This window comes from Calothrix sp. PCC 6303 (assembly GCF_000317435.1).
Lineage (GTDB): Bacteria > Cyanobacteriota > Cyanobacteriia > Cyanobacteriales > Nostocaceae > PCC-6303.
The window spans coordinates 165,114-184,602 of the sequence record NC_019751.1; the positions used below are offsets into that span (position 1 = coordinate 165,114).

Sequence of the window (19,489 nt, forward strand, 5' to 3'; positions counted from 1 at the left end):
GGTGATGGACTGAGTTTATATGAAGTTAAGTTACAAAAAATAGCCCTGAAGCCTTATTGTTTCGTAAATATTTATTCTTTATAAACATTTTCGTAATATTTCGCAGCATTGACAAACCCACCCCCCTTGGCTGCACAATGATTCGGCTTGCTTATTTTGTCCGTTGAGTGACTGTGTAAAATAGCATTGCCTATTACCGCAGATGGACGGATTGCAGCAAGGATGATTTCAGCGATTTCATCCTTGGTTAAGAGAAGTAAGGTTTAGTCATTGGTGGATTTCCATGGAGAAGAGTCTCATGAACGCAACAGTCAATATTTTTACCGAAATTCCTGAATCCCTCCACGAGTCCCTTCGTAACTACTTAGAGAAGCATCCAGATTGGGACGAGAATAGAGTTTTGACGGCTGCACTATCATTATTTTTGCTTCAAAATGGCGAGAGCGATCGCAGTGCAGCTCGCGTCTACTTAGAAACACTATTTCAAAATAATTAGGGAATAGGGAACAGTAGATATTGGTATTGGGAATTAGGGACTTGAAATTAGATAATTATCTAATTTTCTATTATTGTGCAACTGAGAGAAGCCGACTGTGTTGGTTTCCGTCCTGTCAAACCTCCGAGCATTCCAATCTTTTCGCGCAAGACTTCGGCGTGAGCGCTCAGTCCTTACCTCCGGTACACTTCGTTCCGACAGGCTCAGGAACCATCGAAGGGTGCCTAAACCACAGGATATTTTATTTTCTGGAAGTCCCTTAAAAAATGAGTAATGAGTAATAAGTCTGTTTTGTGACGTGGATTTAGACAAGGCACTTTTGTATGGGAAGCTTCCCCGTACAAAGCTACCGCCCCGCGCTGCGGTTGTTAAGCAGGAGAATTAAAGCCCCAAACGTGGTTAATCGAATAATCTGATTTAGAACAGGAATAGGGACACAACAGTAGTTGTGTCCCTATTCTTGTGACTATTTTCAATCAAAGAGAGATTAATAAAGCTCAAAACTTATGAAAATAAAACAGGCTAACCCTGGGAATTACTGAGATGATACTATTTTACTTGTCTGCATTTTTAGCCCAATAACTTAATATGCAGATGAGTAAAAGTTGCACTACCCAACCTATGCTTTGTCAGCCTGTGGAACTTGAGCAGGACACTCAAATTTGTATCCAACTCCTCGCACAGTTTGAATTAGCGCGGGTTGACTAGCATCGATTTCGATCTTTTTACGGATTTGACCAATGTGAACGTCAACTACACGCTGATCGCCAACATATTCATAATCCCATACCTCTTGAATTAGTTCGGCTCGTCGCCAAACACGTCCTGGATGACTTGCAAGAAAGTGTAGCAAATCAAACTCTAAAGCTGTTAGGAGTACAGGCTGACTATTGAGGCTAACCTCCCGCCGCACTGGATCAATCATCAGTTTTTCAAATACCAAACGCTTTTGTTCGGCAGTGGTGACAACCCGTTGACGCTTCAAAATAGCCCCAACGCGAACTTCCAACTCACCCAAGCCAAATGGTTTGGTTAAATAGTCGTCAGCACCTTTAGAAAAACCACGAATTTTATCGGCTTCGTCAGCGCGGCTAGTTAACATCAGGACAAACACCCCATTTCGACTTTGCATCTCTTGACAGAGATTAAAACCGATGACATCGGGCAAATTCACATCCAGAATTACTAAATCCGGGTTGAACTGTTCAAATAGCGCTAAAGCAGTTTTACCATCTTCAGCCGCCTCTACTTGATAGCTCTGTTTGCTCAAAAAGCGTTGGATTAAATTCCGAACCGCAGGGTCGTCATCAACTACAAGTATCTTGGCAGGAGCCATGACCATCACTTTACACAAAATTTATAGGATTTACAAAGCAGAGTTGTGCATCTAATCAGATGCGGTTTCTGCCGGGGGAGTCATAAGAATCTACAAGGCTAAAGCACGGGTTCCCTGATTTTTCCAAATACTAGTGTAATCAGGATTATGAATCACTAAAACACTAAATAGTAGGATATTCTGGAAGAATGCTAGCTTAGTTCCCGGTAGATGTGTGTATTTCTCTTAGCTGTATCTTAATGGTAAACTAGGATACTAATTTATTTCTATTTTCTAGGTAAATTAGCCAAATTCTATTTAAAGCCAATAATCGGGATCAAGATCATCAGGATTTATGAAATGGTTTAGAGAAATCAAAATTAAGATATGTTAAGTAGCTAAATGGGAAATTTCAGTAATATTTTCTCCTAAAGAATACTTTATCGACTGCTTTTAACTTAAATTCTAGAGTAAAGCCCTAACTGCAATAGCGCCATGAGGGGATACACGGAGTTATGTTGATATGTTAAAGTTACTATAGTTAGAACCACTAATTAGATAAAATTGAGTCGTGCTACTATCCAATTAGGGCTTAGGGCGCTAAATCGAACGAGGCATTAGTTTCGACCGAGATAAAATCCTAAATAAAATCCTAAATTTGTTATAAAATCTTCATAAACTGCTGCTAACTGAGGCAAAAATTATAAATTCCCATGAGCGATCAGAATCCCTACGACAAACTTGGGGTGTCAGAAGACGCTAGCTTCGATGAAATTCAAGATATTCGCAACCGCCTATTAGAGGAATGTGGCGGCGATTCTCGGCATTCGGAAGTAATCGAAGCTGCCTATGACGCAATTTTGATGGAGCGTTTGCGGATGCGCCAAGAAGGCAAAATCAAGGTACCCGAACGAATCCGTTTTCCAGAGCGTTTAGTCCAGCCGCAAAAAAAAGAAAATGTAGCCAAACGTGATCCCTCTCCAGCATGGTTAGAACGACTCCTAGATCAACCCAATCCAGCAGATATAATGCTGCCGTTTCTCTGGTATCTAGGCTTGGGTGCAATTGGTGTATTTTACCAAGCCGGTGGTGATCAAGTTTTACAACTAACTTTGGTTGTGGGAGTAGTGGTAAGTATCTACTTTCTTAATCGTAAGGAAGGTAAATTCGGTCGCTCAGTCTTACTAACACTTATTGGTTTGATAGTGGGTTTGGTTGCTGGTGCTGTAATTGCTAGCTTGATCCCGCTAAATGTTGCATTGCCTGCTTTAATGCCAGAACAGCGGTTTTCAACCGTGGTGACGTTTGTGTTGTTATGGTTAATTAGTAGTTTTCTGCGCTAGAAGGGACGTATCGTAAAGGTTGAAATTGATTTTAGTTTAGTTGGTGCGAAATTGAGGTAAAGTCGGTAAAATTACTGGGTAAAAAACTACCTGTGTTTTTCGTATCTTGTAGAGACGTAGCGTTGCTGCGTCTCTACAGTTGTTTTCGGAAGAAAATAATCATTTCGAGAGGCTAAAAAACTGGTTTTTTACTTCCCAGTAAGCCTTTTATTGGTCTAAAATCAGGTTGACAGCAGCTTCAAAATTAGGAACGATGAAGTCAGGATAGTAGACTTCAAGTTGAGTGCGATCGCGTATTCCACATTCTACAGCAATTACCTTAATTCCATGGGTTTTTGCTGCTGCAATATCAGCTTCTGTATCTCCCACCATCCAAGTATCTGTTGCTGGGGTTAACTCCTGCAAAGCCCGTTGCATTAATAACGGCTTATCTTCAATATCACGGGTTTTTACGTAGTCATTTCCCAAGCAATAACGGCGGTTTTCGGGAAAGAACTTGCCCAAATCACACCTTTCTAAAGCAAAATCTAATTCCCTGACGCGACGCATTGTCATTACTGCTAAATCTATGTCAGCTTGTTTGATTTTTAACAATACTTCTACTGACCCAACTGCTGGGATATCATACTCAAAATAGGGCTGAGTGTGGACAGTTTGCTTACGTAGTAGAGAAAACTCCTGTGCTTGTTGTTCATCCAAGCCCGACGCAATTGCAATCTTTGTTTCCGAAATGCGATCGCGTTTCATCTGCCAGAACTCATTTTTACCTAATTCCTGGATATTTTGCTGGGGAAATTTGATTTTTTGCAAGCAAAGTTTATAAACTTGGTAGTAACGCTCGGAAACGTCCATAATTGGACCGTCAAAATCTGTGATAATTCTTAGCATTGAGGATAAGTCAATTAATTAATCATTTTGCCAGACTTTCTAGCCTAAACTACCTCGTTTTACTTGTTCACGTTCAATAGCTTCAAACAAAGCTTGAAAATTACCTTCACCAAATCCTTTTGCTTGATGACGACGTTCGATAAATTCAAAGAAAAATGTTGGTTGACTAAAAATTGGTTGAGTGAAAATCTGTAAAAGCACTGATTCGGATAGTTCAGGTTTCCAATCTACCAATATTTCCTGTTGGGAAATTGCTTGTATTTCAATTGGGGAAAGGGAAAACCCGCTACGTTGACTCAGTTGTGAGTAATAGGTTGCGGGAACTGGGAGAAAGGCTAAACCCCGCTGCCGCAGTTGTGCGATCGCATTGGTAAGATTAGCAGTATTTAAAGCAATATGTTGAATACCTGCACCTCGATTCAAGTTAAGAAACTCTTGAATCTGGGAATTTGGGGTTGTTGGTTCATTAATTGGTAATTGCACAGCACCACCAGGAGAAATCATCACCTGACTATGTAATGCAGAACGCTCAGTTTGGATATTAAAAGCTTGTTGTGGGTGAAAATCAAGGATATTTTTATACCAAGCTACAGCATTTTCCAACCCACCCAAAGGGACATTGAGAACCACATGATCAATTCCCAAAAAATAAGCAGAATTCTTGGAACTAATTTCTTCCTCATTTCGATCAATTTGTCTTTCAATCAAAGTATGGGAAAGAGAACCCCAAGCAGCTACTTTACACCATCTAATAACCTCATCCTCAAATAAACACTCTTGGATAGGTTGGAGAAGTTGAGTATGCTGATTTTTGGTACGACTCATAACCCCTTCAATCTCATCCACTACAAAGGCAACATCTACAACACCAGGTGGGTGATGTCGCAAAAATTCAGCCACCGGACTTGTAGAGGAAGTAGGAGAAGATAATATAAAGCAGATAGAACCGCTTTTGACTACCTTTGTATAAGCTTCTAAGGTATTCTTCCCTAAGGGATAGCAGCAATTGACATCCTGATTTGCCTCGGCAAAGCCTAAGATGTGAATAAACCAAGAATACCAAGCTTCAGCATCTTCCACATAAAAGTGAATATATTCAATTCTCATAAGTGATGAAAATCCAGCCTCGCTACTTAACCTGCTGTCAATTTTGCCTTTTTTGCACAGTTTTTGACTCATTCCTCAGCAAGATCTACAATTTTTCAACAATAATTAAGATTAAGTAGCAAAAGTTATCTTGATAATCAAGTATTAAATAAAACAAATTTAATAGGATTTATACTCCTTATCTGAAAACATGTACCTAATTAACCCTGGTAAATTTAGGGCTATAACGCTTACTTCTTCCCGTATATTAGCTTAATTATGAAGCTTTATACCGAGCCCAAAAAAGAGGAAGCATCCTTGCACATTTTCCTGCTGGCTATTGAGAGTTATTTTTTTACTGTAGCTCATTGGGTGTGATTAAAATCTTCGTCTGGATATTTTCCGGAAATATCAAGTGCAAGCGGTAAAATTATCGGCAAAATTCGAGGAAATCACTTATTTTTAGGAATATAATTATTCAATCCGGGTGCATTAAATAAAGTCACGTATGTTTCGTTATCTTCGGGAATTTGATGAACTACAAATTCCGATTTACTCATAAAAATATCTTTAACTGTTTTTCCTGGTAAGTGATGTGATAAAACTTTATTCAAACCCAAATTGTATTTGCTGTTAAACACCTGAGATATTTTAGATAGCTGTACCCATTGATGATTTGCGCGGGTTTCTTCTTCCCGAATAATTTCTTTAATGTTGCTCAAGAATTGCTCAAGTGTTGGCAGCATTAAATGTGTTGTTAATTGATTAGTTTTACTATTGTTGATAGTAATGACATTTCCTTTTTTAGTTACATGATAAACCATCAATCCATTTTGCTGAAGATGGTTACAAAGGTTTGTCATGACTTTATCTGATGAACAAACTAAAACTTCCCTTGCATGGAAAAAACGCTCATGAATAGCCGAGCCAAAGGCAATCATTTTCCCATCAGCATTATCTTTGCCTGATGGGACATGAATTAAATCATAATTACGCATATGCAATTCAGTATCTAGTTTTCCCTTGCGATACCAATTGGCAAAAGCAACTTTAACTTGGATAGGAAAATTGCAAACAGTTTCTAAAAACCGTTCCGTTTCCGGGTTTAAAATAATATTTTCTGCATCTAACAATAAGACTGCGATGGGGGATTTATTGTTAGAATTGGCTAAAGGTTGGTAATTACTAGATTCAGAATCATTTTGAGAATTATTAGCTGCTTGTTCTGATTCAATTTGCTTTTGAGGTGATTCGCTTATTTCTTGGGTAGATTCATCACTCTTTAATTCTTGGAACCCAACTGGATAATTATTACTAATATCCAAACTAGAATTGAGATGACGATTTGTTTTTGATTCAGCCGGGTTCAGGTAATAAATACGATTTACTAATTCGATTAAAATTTGTGAGTCAAGTGCTTCGTGGATAAATAAAGCTTTGAGAAATTGTTGCAACTTACTAACTAATATGTTCCATTCTGACTCAGAACCTAGTAATTCAACTAATTTTTTAATTAAACCCGATTGTTGACGAGGACTATTCCAAGGAATTGATCTATATTTTTCAAGTAATAACTCTGGCTGCTGCTCTTGAATTGTTACAATTGCTTGACATACATCTGAGCAAATTTGATTTAGTAAAGCAGAATCATGTGGTGTCAGCGCAGATTGCATAAGCTTGCATTTATATCTATATAGTTAAATAGAATTATTCATCTTTGTTGACTCCAAAAAGATGAATTATACATGTTATATCTGGGCAGCAGTTCTAATGAGATCCGTGAATTTGCTTAGTGAAAGTGTAGATAGTCAACTTGTTGAAGAAGTCGGGTATCTCCGAACCGCTCAAATTTGGCGTGGTAGATCACTAGAATTGGAAGAAACATTCACAATTCTAGTGACAGATAACTATATTTTTTTAGGTCATAATCTATACTGCTGCCATTGTTTCTAATAGCCCAGTAAACATTTTCAAACCATCTGTACCACCCAAAATTGGGTCAGATGCACGTTCTGGGTGAGGCATCATGCCCAGCACATTTCCTTGGCGATTACAAATTCCGGCAATATTATTTAATGAACCGTTCGGATTTTGACCAGTATAACGGAAAACGACTTGGGAATTGGCTTCAATTTCTGCCAAGACTGCTGCATCTGCGTGGAAGCATCCTTCACCATGGGCGATGGGTAGAGTGATGGTTTCAGCAGTATTGTATGCTTGAGTCCAAGGAAGAGTATTTTTTTCAACTTTGATGGGAACGCGATCGCATATAAAATGCAAGTCCCGATTTTTAACTAATACACCTGGTAACAAACCAGCCTCTGTTAAAACCTGAAAGCCATTACAAATACCGAGAACAAACTTACCCTGATTGGCATGTTCAACCACCTGCTGCATGACTGGAGAGAAACGCGCGATCGCACCACAGCGCAAATAGTCACCGTAGCTAAAACCACCAGGCAGAATGATCACATCCAAATCACTAATATCAGTATCTTGGTGCCAAACCATGCGTGTTGGCTGCCCTAATATATCTCGTGTGACATAAGCCATATCACGATCGCAATTAGAACCAGGAAAAACTACAACCCCAAATTTCATTTTTATTTTTCTTAGATACTCAATTTTCAATAAATCAGTTATCAGTGAACAGTTATCAGAGTTTAAGCACCTTACCTTCAATACACCTTGTTCCCGTATGCTTACCGAACTGCTCAATAACCAGCGGGGATCTGGCAAGATAACTTAAATTTACCACTTCAAAAGAAGTGCGGCACTTAGACACGACTAATAACTGTTCCCTGTTCCCTGTTAAAAAATGCCTGTCTGAGTTTCCACCTCAATTAAATCGTAACGATAATTTTCAATCACCGGATTTGACAAAATTTGCTCGCAAATCGCATCTAGATTTTTACGCGCGGTACTTTCATCAGAAGAAACAATACTTAGCTCAATATATTTGCCAATCCGAACTTGTTCGACGTTGTTGTAGCCCAATTGTTTTAATCCTGATTGTACCGCTGTTCCTGCCGGGTCTAGAACCGAAGGACGAAGTGTGACAAAAATTTTGGCTCGATACTTTGTTCGCACGGGTTTTCTTTGAATACTGTTAAGCTGATCCTAATATCTTTCGGCGATCACTGGCGAAAATAATATTCTGATCCTATTAGAGTTAAGCTATGGATCAATCGGGATAATATCTTGGAATTATTGCCACACTCTCAAAACAGTCTATGAAAGTCATACGCACTCGCAGTCAAGAGAGGATTTTAAACCTGCTAAAAACTCTCAAACAAAGTACATCTGCTCAGGATATTTACGTAGAGCTACGTAACCGTGAGCAAAACATGGGTTTAGCAACGGTATATCGTTCTTTAGAAAGTTTGAAACTAGAAGGCTTAGTCCAAGTGAGGACATTGGCTAATGGTGAAGCTTTATATAGCCTAGCAAAGCAGGATAAACACCACCTTACCTGTCTACAGTGCGGCACTTCTATTCCTGTAAATCAATGTCCTGCACAGGATTTGGAAATTCAACTACAAGCAAAACATAATTTTAAAATTTTTTACCACACATTGGAATTCTTCGGATTATGTGCTAAATGTCAATTAGCCGAAGCTTCAAAATAGAACTTATCCCCGAAGTAGCAAAAACATACGGGCTTCTCGTGGGAACGTGAATCTGAGATTCATCTTCTCACGGTGTTTTTGTTGAAGGGACAGAAGATTATGTGATACTGGTCTAGATCCGTAAAGACTTATATTTAAGTTTCTAACTGTTGTGATAAAGAATTAAAATATTCTTAATTTCAATACCTTCGCCAATTTTCTCAAATGCCCACAGGCTAGAAGCTTGGACGGCAGTCGCTACAACTGGGGGAACCCCCGCAGGGCACTGCCTCAGCTACACAAGCAAAGTCTACTTCCGTGGACTAAAATCCTTCCTTATAGGCTGCGGTAGACGCGACAGCGGCTTCTCTTTGAGTAACAGTCTATCCTTTGGGACATCGCTATGGGTTTATGTTCCTATAGTGACACCCTTCTAGAGTGTTGGATTTTTGCGAATGTACTGTACTTAGCTCCAATTTAATCCAGTTTCACCCTAAATGCCTTGCGTTTAGGTTTTGAGACTGGTTCCCCAAAACTCAATTATCAGTTATCACCCCGGAACTACTATGGCATTAGGCTATGTTGCGCTCGTTCTCCACGCACACCTGCCCTTCGTTCGTCACCCAGAAAGTGACTACGTGTTGGAGGAAGAATGGCTCTATGAAGCAATTACAGAAACTTATATTCCTTTAATTAAAGTATTTGAAGGGTTAAAGCGGGACGGAATTGACTTTAAGATTACGATGAGTATGACACCTCCTTTGGTGTCGATGTTACGCGATCGCTTGTTGCAAGAACGCTATGAGGAACATTTATCCAAGCTAGAAGAACTAGTAGAACTAGAAGCCGAACGTAATGCCCAAAATGGTCACATCAAATATCTAGCGGAACATTACGCTAAGGAATTTTTAGAAGCCAGGGAAATTTGGGAACGTTACAAAGGTGATTTAGTTACAGCTTTCAAGTCTTTCCAAGATAGTGGTAACTTGGAAATTATCACCTGTGGGGCTACACACGGTTACTTGCCGCTGATGAACATGTACCCAGAAGCAGTATGGGCGCAATTAAAAGTAGCTTGTGAAAGCTACGAAGAAAATTTTGGTATGGCACCAAGAGGGATTTGGTTGCCAGAATGTGCCTACTACGAAGGCTTAGAAAGAATGCTAGCTGATGTCGGCTTGCGCTATTTCTTGGTGGATGGACATGGTATTTTGTATGCACGTCCTCGTCCTCGCTTTGGTACCTATGCGCCAATTTATACAGAAACTGGTGTCGCCGCATTTGGACGCGATCACGAGTCCTCACAACAAGTGTGGTCTTCGGAAGTCGGTTATCCTGGTGCTGCTGAATACCGTGAATTTTATAAAGATTTGGGTTGGGAAGCTGAATATGAGTATATCAAGCCCTATGTGATGCCCAATGGTCAACGAAAAAATATCGGAATCAAGTATCACAAAATCACTGGACGTGGTTTAGGCTTAGGTGATAAGCAACTTTATGATCCTTACTGGGCAAAGGAAAAGACGGCAGAACACGCGGAAAACTTTATGTATAACCGCGAACGCCAAACAGAACATTTACGTGGAATTATGCAACGTCCACCAATTATTGTTTCTCCCTACGATGCAGAGTTGTTTGGACATTGGTGGTATGAAGGTCCTTGGTTTATTGATTACTTGTTCCGCAAGTCTTGGTACGATCAGCAAACCTATGAAATGACCCACTTAGCCGATTATCTCAAAGCTGAACCTACACAACAAGTGTGTCGCCCATCACAATCAAGTTGGGGATATAAGGGTTTTCACGAATATTGGTTAAATGAAACAAATGCTTGGGTTTACACCCATTTGCACAAAACAGCCGAACGCATGATTGAACTTTCCCGGAGAGATCCCGCTGATGAGTTGGAATGGAAAGCTTTGAATCAAGCTGCTAGGGAAATATTATTAGCGCAGTCTTCAGATTGGGCGTTTATTATGCGGACTGGGACAATGGTACCCTATGCTGTACGCAGAACGCGATCGCATGTCATGCGCTTCAATAAATTATACGAAGATATCAAGCAAGGTAAGATAGATAGCGGTTGGTTGGAAAAGGTGGAATTAATGGACAATATCTTCCCCAATATTAATTACCGAGTTTACCGTCCTTTGGCTTAAATCGATAGTTATCAGGGTTATCTAACTGCTAAGTTAAAACCCTAATTTTTGAGTTCTCTAAATACCAATACTGTTCAGATAGAAACAATAATTTTGTAGAGACGTGCCAGTGCTACGTCTCTACAGCAGACAAAAATATTGTGATTAGAATCTTAACTGAACCCTATTGCTCTAAATACTACTTCCAAGGTGGGCAATGCTCACCTTTATTTTTATCTATTGACGTAAATATTATCTTGTAGTATAAATGTAGTATATAGGATAAGATACATGTAATTCTTTACCTTTAATTCACCTTTGTCATACATATAGACATGTAGAGACGAGATATGTCACGTCTATCTTGATTCGACAGGGGAAATCCAATTTATTTATCCCATATTGTCAATTCCAAAACTTTATCTATAGTCTTAAACAGGCTAAATTTGCGCTGCTATTTAGAACATAAAATATCAATTTAAAATTAAAATGAGAAATTAAATCTATGAGTATTTTTAAAGTAGAAGTAGTGAAAATAATTGATATTCAACCCCATCCCAATGCTGATCGATTAGATATAATTAGGTTTGATGGGATGGCATATCAAGTAATCACCGTCAAAGGGAATTTTAACCTGGGAGATTTTGCCTTTTATTTCCCTATAGATAGTGTCATTCCCGAAAAATATATTGATGCATTTGGAATTAGAAACTACTATTCTAAAAAACTGCGTGCAGCAAAACTGCGAGGAATCTTTTCTGAGGGTTTACTAATACCGGTTGATGAAGATTTTTCCGGAAAAATTGGGGATGACTACACCGAATACTTCGGAGTTAAGAAATATGAATATCCCATTCCCCAAGGGATGAGTGGAGATATGGAAAGTCATATCGGACAATATAGATTTCCTAGTCCCGAAAATATCAAGCGATATCGAGACGTATTAATTACAGGAGAGGAAGTTGTTGTCAGCGAGAAGCTTCACGGAACTAACTTTACAGTTCTTGTAGAAGCTGATGGAACTGTAAAAATCGGTAGTCATAACTATTTTTGGAAAAACAATGATATCAACCAAAACTTAGTTTACATTCGTGCCTATCGTGAAACTGAGTCTTTGCAAAAATTACCACCCGAAACCCAAGTTTTTGGAGAAATATATGGAGTCCAAGATATTAAATACGGTTTGAGTCAAGGGAAAATTGGACTCGCATTGTTTGCTGTGCGTCACCAAGGGGTATTTTTAAATTACAATAGCTTTATTGACTTTTGCCAAAAATATTCTCTGCCAACTGTGCCAATTCTTTACCAAGGAGCTTTTAGTTGGGATATAGTAGAGAAATTCAACAATATTGACAGTGTTTTATTTCCTAGTTGTATGATGGAAGGAGTGATAATTCAACCTACAATTGAGCGAACACACCCGGAAATTGGTCGAGTTGTCCTGAAATCTATTAGTGATCGATATTTACTACGTCAAGGTGGCACAGAATTGCATTAGATGGGTAAACTTAGTTAAATATCGCAGTCAAATATCGAAAGTTTTGGAGTTGTGTGCCGAATTGCATAACTAAGATTTACAGCATATACTCGACATTCAGAATTATATCTTTCCAAAGTGATGCAAGAAGAAAAAATTCTTTTTCTCTGTACAGGTAATTACTACCGTAGTCGTTTCGCGGAACATTTGTTCAACCACCAAGCAAATCAAGAAGGTTTGGATTGGTTGGCAGATTCCCGTGGTTTGGCTTTAGAAAGGGGTGCGAATAATGTGGGGAAAATGTCGCATTACGCAGTAGCTGCATTGAGGAGAAAGGGGATTGTCTTGGGTGAAGACGAACGTTTACCGCAGCAATTGCAGCTAATTGACTTGAAAACTTCAGTTCGGATAATTGCCTTAGATAAATCAGAACATCTACCATTAATGCAGGAAAGATTCCCACAATGGGCAGATAAAATTGAATATTGGTTGGTACATGATATTGATAAAACTGCTGCAAATGAAGCTTTAGTACAAATTGAGATGAATATATTGGATTTGATTCGACAGTTAACCCAATTCAAATTAATGAATAAATTAACTTGAAACATTTAGGTATCACCCTAAAATTTCAACCATTTGCAATTTAATCGAATTAAAATATATGGATTACTCTTATTACAACAGTGGCGATAATTCTAACCCCAACAACAACCGCAATAACCTTTTAGCCAATGGTTGGCGACCTGTACAGCGGGATTTTGATATAGGATATTTTTGGCATGTTCTGCAAAATGATGCCAGAGAACTTAGTCAAAAAAGTATGAATTTAGCAAGTTATTATGCTGATGCTTTAGGTAGAACTAATTACTCTTGGTGGGCAAATTTAATTAATGTCACTTCAGACTATACGAGAGGTGAATTTGAAAAGTTTTGGGCTTATATTACACCAGATCCGATGTCACCCGACTATCGTTATAAAGATGTTTTGAGTACAGAAACACCAATTGTCCAATTTGTCAGCCGTAATAATATTCCCATCGATTATGTTTTAAATCGGTTGCAGGAAATAACTGTTTTGCGGACTTTAGAAATTTTAGGTCGTCCTGATATTATCACTCAGTATTATTCGGAGCGAGATTTCTATTTTCCTGCCGAAAAATTTAAGAGTTGGGAACGGTTGGATGTGATCAATACGGTGTACGCTTATTGGTCTAAGGAAGATATTTGGCTGCAAATTGATCCTTATGAACGCGGTAGACGTAGCTATACTTTAATGGCGAAGAATATGGCACCATTAATTAATAAGGCTACCTATGATTTGGCAGTGATGCTAAGTGGATATCAAACCCGTGTGGGTAAGGTTCATAGTCAATTTGAAATTCGCAGTTTCCCGAAAGATATTCAAAGCTTTACTGATGAAGTACAGCAAACGATTTTGAATCAGCATCAATTAGCTGTGTTGGTACATGGTGAACCGGGAACTGGAAAAACCGTGTGGACTCAAGCTGTAGCAAAAGAAGTTTTGATGCCTTTGGGCTATGTGATCTTTATTTTAGACCATGACGCGATCGCTAACTTTGTTCCGCCCACATATTTGGAGAGAATTTGCATCATCATCAATGAAGCTGACAACCTCGCGCAAAATCGAGCTTCGGAAGTAGCGCAGTATAATAATAAGACTGAACATATTTTGAGTTTGTTAGATGGTACCCTATATCAAAGTGTGATTGATGATAAGGGAATTCAGTCACAGCAACGTTTAGTCATTTTGTTAACCTGTAATACCACCGAACGTTTAGACCCTGCGATGTTGCGGAAAGGTAGAGTAGATTTGATGTATGAATTTGTACAAAAGTTTGTTTAAGAGCTTTGTTGTGCATCTATCAAAGACTAGCAGCAATGTTTCGACGAAAGGCTGCTAGCAAATGACGAATGCTTTTTACCAACTTTTACTAGTAAGTAAACTGGGTTGGTCGTATTAACACCCTAATGATTTAAATCTCCATCCACGATTAGATTACCACTAATCGGGTATAAGTAGTCAAGCTTTTTTTGTTAAATTCTTAAATGTGCTTACAGCTATTTTAGGCAGTAGGGGGAAGCACGAATATTTCGGTTGACTGTGCCTTCCAATTAGTTTTCAATAACTTCGGCTTATTTTTGCCTATTGAATTCTCTATCTGCTGCAATAAGTTTAAAAACAACAACACCCAAGCTGCGACTTGCTAAACTATTTTCTCTCATTTATTCTGCCACTTAGGGTTGCACCAATTAATTCCACACCGGCTGTGAAAATATAATAAGTTGCATAGCCCCCTCTGGACTACAACTATGAGAAAATGTAAGCTTTCGAGTTGGGTGTTGCTGCTAGTTTACGAGACAGATTATTTAACAGTTTCTTTCTCCTTAAATTGGAACTAACTTATATGCAATCGACTGTTTTATCTGCCAGGGAAGCTTTATTCATTTGCTTCTACTATTAAAGTAGCACTGTTAAATTAAGATAAATTAGATTAGAAAACAAACTTTACTTTTATTAGTTTTTCTCAAAAATTAGGTTTACGTTTAGTAACACACCTATTAAAAAACAAGACTGGGAATTGATTTCCATCTGGGTACCGACTAACGACCAAAACCCGCTTTCTTCAGTTATACCAATTTGAAAAAACAATTCGACAGATAGATATTTGTAGAGACGTGGCACTGCTACGTCTCTACTGTTTGATGTGTTGCAATCATTATTTGAATTGGTATTAGAATATGAAAAATCTTTGTATTTAGCCCTTCAGAAACCGAGATTATCGGCTTCACGGAAAGCTTTGAATAACGTCAAAATGACTAGTTCTAATGTACATCTGAAACTATTGTAAAGACGCAGCAATGCTACGTCTCTACGTCTTTTTGAGCCCTAGATATATTCTGCTGACTGATGTTAAATTTTTGGCATTACTACAACAGTTTTTCGAGCTTCATCACGTTGTAAGCCGACATAATCTTGTAATTGTCGTCGTGCAGCTTCAAATGCATCTCGAATTGCCACATAAACATCACTATGATTTGGCTCATCTAGTGGGTTGCGATTGACTACTAATTCACCATTAGGAACAGTAATATCGATTCTGACATGATAAAGGTTGCCTTTGCGTTGATGGCGATGGGGATTATCAACGGTAACTCTACAGCTAATTATGTGGTCATAAAACCGCTCTAGCTTATTCACATTCTCGCTAATTTTTTCTTCCACTGCTGGCGATGCATCAACATTATGAAAGGTGATTTGTAGTTTGTCTTTCATAAATCATCCTCACTCTTAAATGCTTTTTTAGCTTATGTCCTTTAGAGTAGAACTAAATTGTGAGGAAGTTGTGAGGAATTTGTCCTAGATTGGAGAAGCCAAGGTGCTGAAACACCGGTTTTTATGGGTTATTAGCCACAGATGTAGATCTAAGCTGTTTTTCATCCGGTGAATGAAGCCAGAAAGCAGTCACGATAAAAAAATTTCACCCGTAGTCTGTAAGCGGTTTCCCCATACTCGCTTCTGCAAAAATTAGCAAATTGGAAAATACATGCCGATAAGTTAATCTGCGAGTCAATTTTCACTAAGGTAGTAGTAAACTAAAGATTTGTGCTGCTGCCTTGGTTGAAACTACGCTGAACTTCGCGCTAATGATGTTTCTCTATTGGAGAAGTCGTCCTGAAGGAAGCAAATGGCACATAGATACAATAAACCTTGCGATCGCAAGGTGACACTAACCTGGGGAGTTACGTTTAAAGTATGATATTACTCGGTTCATTGGTATCTTCCCGAAATAATAACTTGGGTGTAGGGAAGGTAGTTAATCTGTCTGATGCCCTAGCAACAGTTGAGTATTTTTGCTCAGTTGGGCAGCGGATAGAAAGAAGTTTACCCTTAGACTCGCTGTCTCGGTTTAAACTAGAGCGTCAGACTCGATGCTATCTTTATCAAGAAAGTTCTAAAACTTGGATTATTGGTAGAGTCTATGAGTGGGATGAGGATATTTGTCGGTATCAAATTGATTTACCCAGTAAAAAAACCATCTTAGTCAGCGAGAAGGAAATTTACATTCGTTGTAGACTACCTCAAGCAGATCCAATTGAAACTTTAGCAATGAAAGGGCAAGAAACGCCCTATTTTCATGATCGTCGATTCGCTTTAGTCAAATCATTGATCTCACAACGTGCAGTAAGTCGAGGGATGACAGGATTAATTTCTGCCAACGTTAAACTTTTTCCCCACCAAGCCGAAGTTGTGCGACGTGTATTGGAAGACCCCATTCAACGTTATTTACTAGCAGATGAAGTTGGCTTAGGAAAAACCATAGAAGCTGGGGCAATTCTACGTCAATACCTTTTGGATGAAACTTCAGGATATGCAGTGGTTATAGTTCCCCAGTATCTATTATCACAATGGAAAACTGAGCTAGAAAATAAGTTTTACATCTCCCATTTTCCCAAAAGGGTAGCAGTGCTTGCGGTTGAGGATATTCAAAAGATTAACCCAAAAGTCAAAATTGGCTTACTTATTTTGGACGAAGCACACCATATTGCAGCAATGGGAACCTCTAAAGATGCAGCAAAACAGAAGCTTTTTGAGGCTTATAGGAGTCTCGCACACAAATGCGATCGCTTACTGCTACTTTCGGCAACTCCAGTTCTCAACCACGAACAAGATTTTCTGGCAATGCTGCATTTTCTTGACCCCAGCACCTATCAACTCAACGATTTAGCTAGTTTTCGAGATAAGGTACTAAAACGCCAAGATATTGGTAGGGTGCTGCTGTCGTTTAAAGAAGATGCAGATTCTCTCGTCCTCAAAACTAATCTCAAAACACTTCGCAATCTCTTTCCCGAAGATAATTATTTATTGGAATTAACAGCTAGCTTAGAAGGTATTATAGAAGCCAAAGTTGGTGATCTCATCACAACCGTCAGGGCAATTCGTACCCACATCAGCGACACCTACAGACTTCACCGTCGAATGCTTCGCAATCGTCGTGCTTCCGTCGAAGATGTAATTTTTGACCGCAAAATTACCCTCAAAGCCGAATATGATCTAGATGAGCGCAGTTATGACATCCATGAAATAATTGAACAATGGCGCAGCGCAGCACCTGATGAGGCAAAATACCATCAGATTTTTCTCTTGTTATTTCGCGCTTCTGGCACTTGGTTAGGTATTTTAGAACAGGTAATTAAAGGACGTTTGTCGGGTATATCCTCCCCAGTATTAGTTCAAGAATTTGGTGCCGAATCTAATAGCATCATTACCCAAACCCCAAAATTTACCAACGAAGACGAGATTTTACAAAGTTTACTGCAAGTTATTCAACAACCTTCAGAAGATGGAGACAGACTAGAATTACTCAAAACAGTTATACTCCATCATCTCTGCGAACCTTTGAAGCTACAATCATTGAAAGTAAACATCCCCAAACTATTACTAGAGGTACAAAGACGACTCAAAAGACCAATACCCGGAGATAGTTTACCAAAAATTGTTGTCTTTACTAGTTTCAGACAATCTTGTACTGAAATTATCCGTTTATTAACAGATTGCTTAGGGAAAGATGCAATTGCAGCTAATCAATCTGGACAAACTCGCTCTCAAGTAGAAGAAAACTTAAACAGATTTAAAAAAGACCCCAATTGCTTTGTTTTAGTATGTGATTTTTCTGGAGAAGAAGGTTTAAATTTACAATTTGTTGACTACACAATTCATTTTGACATACCTTGGTCGCCAAATCGTCTAGAGCAAAGAATCGGTAGAGTAGACAGAATTGGTCGCCCATTAAAGGTAGAATTTACAATATTTGCTGGTGTTGATTTACCTGATAGTATTCATGATGCATGGTTTAGCCTTTTGAAAGAAGGGTTTAATATCTTCCAGCAATCAATCGCTAGTTTGCAATTTTATGTAGATGAAAAATTGCCTAAATTAGCTGAAATACTATTTAGAAAAGGAGCAGCGGGACTATTAGAAAGCGTCGAACTCATCAAGCAAGAAATTGTCGAAGAGCAAATAAAAATTAGCGAACAAAATGCCATTGATGAAATTGATGTTCTAGATCGTAGTTCTACCGAATATTTCCAAAGTTTAGATGATTATGACGCTCGCCACCAACAAATGCAGCAAGTTACCGAAGATTGGATTTGCTCAGTGTTGCACTTTAAACATATCAGTAATCCCAATATATCAGGTGCAAAGCGTTATCAAGCTACCGAACGCACATTAATTCCAACTGATGATTTAAAAAACAACTTTGCTAATGCCTTAGAAGGTTTTGGGACATTTAATCGTAGTATCGCTAATCAGCAGCCAGAATTTAAACTTTATCGTATTGGTGAAAAACTTTTAGATTCACTATTATCCTATATCAATTGGGATGATAGAGGTAAAACATATGCTATGTGGCGATTCGATGAAAATTGGGATTCTGGAGAAGGTGAAGAATGGTACGGCTTTAGATTTAATTATGTTGTGGAAACAAACATAACCAATCAGCAAAAAAAGATTACAAATAGCAAAATTTTGCAAAGACGTGTAGATGGTTTATTTCCTCCATTTGTGAAAAGTATATTCATTGATGCCAGGTATGAACCAATGCCAGTTGTTCAAGATGAAAAACTTTTAAATATTCTCCAACTTCCTTATAAATCCAAAGGAAACAGAATTCAGGATTACAACTTAGCCAAAAATAGGTTACAGATTATTGATGAATTTGTCGAACCTAACAAATGGCAGGAAATTTGCACCATTGCACGGCGAAGATCCTTAGAATTGATCACTCAACAGCCAGATTTTAGTCAATTATGTCAGAAAAGTAGTACCTACGCTGAACAAAAGTTAGCTAGAAGATTGGAACAATTGCGTTTACGTTTAAATCGACTTAAGGAACAAGGGCAAGGTTCTCATGCAGCACTAGAACAGGAACTTAATAACGAAATAGAATTAAGTAAAGTCATTATTGAAGGAATTCAAAATCCTTTAATTCGCCTGGATTCTGTCGGTTTTATGATTGTTTCAGGACGACAACCTGCTTATGTTGACGAAGACTAATTTTTGACATCTGGTTAGTGGGGTTGAAATCCCCGACTTTTCCAAAAAGTCGGGGAT

15 protein-coding genes are annotated in these 19,489 nt (G+C 38.5%); 8 read left to right on the forward strand and 7 right to left on the reverse strand.

Annotated elements, in window-relative coordinates:
* Positions 1 to 298 precede the first annotated feature (298 nt).
* The gene (locus tag CAL6303_RS00685) at positions 299 to 496 is read left to right on the forward strand and encodes a DUF2811 domain-containing protein (RefSeq protein ID WP_015195908.1); all 198 of its coding nucleotides are present in this window, start codon (positions 299 to 301) and stop codon (positions 494 to 496) included.
* A 619-nt stretch (positions 497 to 1,115) separates the two neighbouring features.
* Here CAL6303_RS00685 and CAL6303_RS00690 read toward each other — a convergent pair.
* Positions 1,116 to 1,832 (reverse strand): response regulator transcription factor, encoded by a 717-nt coding sequence (locus CAL6303_RS00690; RefSeq protein WP_015195909.1) that lies wholly within the window; start codon positions 1,830 to 1,832, stop codon positions 1,116 to 1,118.
* 692 nt (positions 1,833 to 2,524) lie between these two features.
* Between CAL6303_RS00690 and CAL6303_RS00695 the strand changes: the two genes are divergently transcribed.
* On the forward strand, positions 2,525 to 3,154 hold the full coding sequence (locus tag CAL6303_RS00695; RefSeq protein ID WP_015195910.1) for a CPP1-like family protein: 630 nt from the start codon (positions 2,525 to 2,527) through the stop codon (positions 3,152 to 3,154).
* 207 nt (positions 3,155 to 3,361) lie between these two features.
* Here the strand turns inward: CAL6303_RS00695 and CAL6303_RS00700 are convergent, their stop codons facing one another.
* The 5 genes from CAL6303_RS00700 to purS form a co-directional block, all read right to left on the reverse strand.
* The gene (locus tag CAL6303_RS00700) at positions 3,362 to 4,042 is read right to left on the reverse strand and encodes an HAD family hydrolase (RefSeq protein ID WP_015195911.1); all 681 of its coding nucleotides are present in this window, start codon (positions 4,040 to 4,042) and stop codon (positions 3,362 to 3,364) included.
* 39 nt (positions 4,043 to 4,081) lie between these two features.
* Entirely contained in the window at positions 4,082 to 5,149 is a 1,068-nt protein-coding gene (gene hppD, locus CAL6303_RS00705) for a 4-hydroxyphenylpyruvate dioxygenase (protein WP_041738895.1), read from the reverse strand.
* A 431-nt stretch (positions 5,150 to 5,580) separates the two neighbouring features.
* The gene (locus tag CAL6303_RS00710; protein ID WP_015195913.1) at positions 5,581 to 6,801 is read right to left on the reverse strand and encodes an NYN domain-containing protein; all 1,221 of its coding nucleotides are present in this window, start codon (positions 6,799 to 6,801) and stop codon (positions 5,581 to 5,583) included.
* A gap of 256 nt (positions 6,802 to 7,057) precedes the next feature.
* Positions 7,058 to 7,729, reverse strand: a complete 672-nt coding sequence (gene purQ / locus CAL6303_RS00715; RefSeq protein ID WP_015195915.1) for a phosphoribosylformylglycinamidine synthase subunit PurQ — start codon at positions 7,727 to 7,729, stop codon at positions 7,058 to 7,060.
* A 210-nt stretch (positions 7,730 to 7,939) separates the two neighbouring features.
* Positions 7,940 to 8,218 carry a phosphoribosylformylglycinamidine synthase subunit PurS gene (gene purS / locus CAL6303_RS00720; protein WP_015195916.1) on the reverse strand — a complete coding sequence of 93 codons (279 nt, stop codon included), beginning with the start codon at positions 8,216 to 8,218 and terminating at the stop codon, positions 7,940 to 7,942.
* Between the two features lie 143 nt (positions 8,219 to 8,361).
* On the opposite strand from purS, the gene CAL6303_RS00725 reads away from it, so the two are divergent.
* The 5 genes from CAL6303_RS00725 (at position 8,362) to CAL6303_RS00745 (ending at position 14,218) form a co-directional block, all read left to right on the forward strand.
* Complete coding sequence (locus CAL6303_RS00725) at positions 8,362 to 8,757, forward strand: Fur family transcriptional regulator (RefSeq protein WP_015195917.1); 396 nt, start codon at positions 8,362 to 8,364, stop codon at positions 8,755 to 8,757.
* Between the two features lie 545 nt (positions 8,758 to 9,302).
* Complete coding sequence (locus CAL6303_RS00730) at positions 9,303 to 10,895, forward strand: glycoside hydrolase family 57 protein (protein WP_015195918.1); 1,593 nt, start codon at positions 9,303 to 9,305, stop codon at positions 10,893 to 10,895.
* A gap of 484 nt (positions 10,896 to 11,379) precedes the next feature.
* Positions 11,380 to 12,372 carry an RNA ligase family protein gene (locus CAL6303_RS00735; protein WP_015195919.1) on the forward strand — a complete coding sequence of 331 codons (993 nt, stop codon included), beginning with the start codon at positions 11,380 to 11,382 and terminating at the stop codon, positions 12,370 to 12,372.
* Positions 12,373 to 12,492: 120 nt separating this feature from the next.
* A complete protein-coding gene (locus CAL6303_RS00740; RefSeq protein ID WP_015195920.1) occupies positions 12,493 to 12,957 on the forward strand; it encodes a low molecular weight phosphatase family protein in 465 nt (154 codons plus the stop codon).
* A 58-nt stretch (positions 12,958 to 13,015) separates the two neighbouring features.
* Entirely contained in the window at positions 13,016 to 14,218 is a 1,203-nt protein-coding gene (locus tag CAL6303_RS00745; protein WP_015195921.1) for an AAA family ATPase, read from the forward strand.
* Positions 14,219 to 15,286: 1,068 nt separating this feature from the next.
* Here the strand turns inward: CAL6303_RS00745 and hpf are convergent.
* Positions 15,287 to 15,649, reverse strand: coding sequence for a ribosome hibernation-promoting factor, HPF/YfiA family (gene hpf, locus CAL6303_RS00750; RefSeq protein ID WP_015195922.1), 363 nt, complete (start codon positions 15,647 to 15,649; stop codon positions 15,287 to 15,289).
* 480 nt (positions 15,650 to 16,129) lie between these two features.
* On the opposite strand from hpf, the gene dpdE reads away from it, so the two are divergent.
* Positions 16,130 to 19,432, forward strand: coding sequence for a protein DpdE (gene dpdE / locus CAL6303_RS00755; protein ID WP_015195923.1), 3,303 nt, complete (start codon positions 16,130 to 16,132; stop codon positions 19,430 to 19,432).
* Positions 19,433 to 19,489 lie beyond the last annotated feature (57 nt).